This is a genomic window from Streptomyces alkaliphilus, from assembly GCF_014141535.1.
GTDB classification, from domain to species: domain Bacteria; phylum Actinomycetota; class Actinomycetes; order Streptomycetales; family Streptomycetaceae; genus Streptomyces; species Streptomyces alkaliphilus.
Window position 1 is genome coordinate 1 of record NZ_VKHT01000886.1, and the last position, 2,080, is coordinate 2,080.

General features: G+C 77.5%; 2 protein-coding genes. Both read left to right on the forward strand.

Going from position 1 to position 2,080, the window contains the following annotated elements; all coding sequences use genetic code 11:
- The first annotated feature begins 98 nt into the window (after positions 1-98).
- Positions 99-797: an ABC transporter ATP-binding protein gene (locus FNQ90_RS20810; RefSeq protein ID WP_182607757.1), complete on the forward strand. Its 699-nt coding sequence runs from the start codon at positions 99-101 to the stop codon at positions 795-797.
- Positions 798-811: 14 nt separating this feature from the next.
- Positions 812-2,032 carry a hypothetical protein gene (locus FNQ90_RS20815; RefSeq protein WP_182607756.1) on the forward strand — a complete coding sequence of 407 codons (1,221 nt, stop codon included), beginning with the start codon at positions 812-814 and terminating at the stop codon, positions 2,030-2,032.
- The last annotated feature ends 48 nt before the right edge of the window (positions 2,033-2,080 follow it).

A 2,080-nucleotide genomic window follows, 5' to 3' on the forward strand; every position in this document is an offset into this window, starting at 1 on the left:
GGACCCCGGACCCCCTCGACCGCGCCGACGGTCCCGACGAACGCGACACGGAACGGACGCCCCCCGCCGCCCCCGGCGGGACGGACGGCGCGCTCCGGGTGCGGCGGTTGTACTGCGACCGCGAGGGCACCGAGGCCCTGCGGGACGTCACCCTCGACGTGGACGAGGGTGAGATCCTGGCGGTGATCGGCCCCCGGGGCTCGGGGCGCAGCAGTCTGTTGGGCTGCCTGGCGGGACGACTGCCGGTGCGCGAGGGCGAGGTGTGGTTCGGTGACCTCCCGGTGCACGCCCTCCCGGAGGCGGCCCGGGCCCGGATGCGCCGCGAGCACGTGGGGTGGATCGGCGACGCGCCGCGACTGCTGCCGGAGCTGACCGCGCGGGAGAACGCCGCGCTGCCGCTGCTGCTGGCCGGTACCGGCTCGCGGACCGCGCACCGGGTCGCCGGGGAATGGCTGGCCCGCCTGGACGCCGACGGTTTCGCCCGCCGGCGTCCGGCCGCCCTGACCCGGGCCCAGCGGCAGCGGGTGGCCATCGCCCGGGCCCTGGTCACCGGCCCCACCGTGCTGCTCGCCGACGAACCCGGCGCCCCCCTGCGCGGACGGGATCGGCTGTGCGCCCTGCGGGCCCTGGTGGCGGCCGCCCGCTCCCACCACATCACCGCCGTGATCACCGGTACCGGCTCCGAACTGTCCGGGCTGGTGGATCGTGTCGTCACCCTGGAGGACGGTCAACTCGTGGACTCCGCCCCGATCACCGGCGCCCCCACCGCGCCCGAGCCATGCTCGCTGCCCGGCTAGCGCGTCGCGGCCCGATGCCGCTCCTGGCACGCCGCGTTCCGTTGCTCCTCGCCTCCGGCGGTACCTGCCTGGTGCTGCTCGGTGTCCTCGCCCGGGCTCTGGAGCAACCGGGCACGGCGGGCGGGGCGACGCTCGCCGTGATCGGTTCCCTGTTGCCGCTCGCCGCCACCGGCCACCTGGCCGCGACGCTCGCGCGTACCTGTCCCCCACCGTGGATCCGGGCGGAGCTGGGTGCGCTGGGCGCCGGCCGCGGCCGCACGGCAGCGCTGGTGGGCGCCTCATCGGGGTTCCTCGCCCTGATGGGGTGCCTGCCGGCCGTGGCCCTCTTCCTGTACGGACGCGGCACCCCGGACGGTGCGGGCGGACACCTCGCCGGCCTGCCGGCGGTGGGCACCCCGACCCTGGTGGCCCTGGTGCCCCTGGTGGTGACGGGCTCCGCCGCCCTGGCGGCCCGTGCCCCCGGCGACCGTCACGGCGCCGGGTACCGGGCACCCGTCCCCGTCATCACGGCGGCCGGCCCCGCGATCGGCACCCCCGGAACGACGATCGGAACGACGATCGGCACGACCGCCGACACCGCCACGGCACCGGCGGACCGGCCGCCCGGGGAACCGGCGCACGATGCGCGACCCGACGCGGGCCGGTCGTTCTCCGCCGGGGCGGCACTGATCGGCACCGGGGTGGCCATCACCTCGCTCACCGCTCCCGGTGGCCCGGGGCACGCGGGTACCGGTCCGTGGGAACTGCCCGGAGTCCCGGCCGGCATCGGCCCGGGTGTGGTGGGCGGCTGGGCTCTCGTGCTGATCGGCACGATGGTGGCCGGACCCGCCCTGCTCGCCCTGTGCGGTCGTCTCCTGCTGTTCCGACGTCCCGGAGTGCGCCGGATGCTGGCCGGGCGCGCCCTGCTGACCGATGCACCGCACCGGGGTCGGGCGTTCGGGGCGCTGGTCGCCGCGTCCGCCGCGGTACCGGCCGCACTCGTGCTGCTGCACCCGCCGGGGGCGCTCACGGCGCTCGGCCTGGGGGTGACGGTGTTCGCCGCCCTGGCCGCCCTCCCGGTGTCCGGGGGAGCGAACCGGTGGGAGCGCGCGGAGGACCGGGAGACCCTGCTGCTGCTCGGCGCTCCGCACTCGCTGGCCCGGGAGTTGACGCTGTTGCGCCTGGGTGCCGGGGCACCGGTGGTGGTCCTCGCGGCGATGCTCGTCGCGTGGCTGCTGGTGCTGCCGTTCGGCTGAGGTTCCGGGGCACTCCCCCGGGGCCGGTCGGGGTCCGGGAGGTGGGGC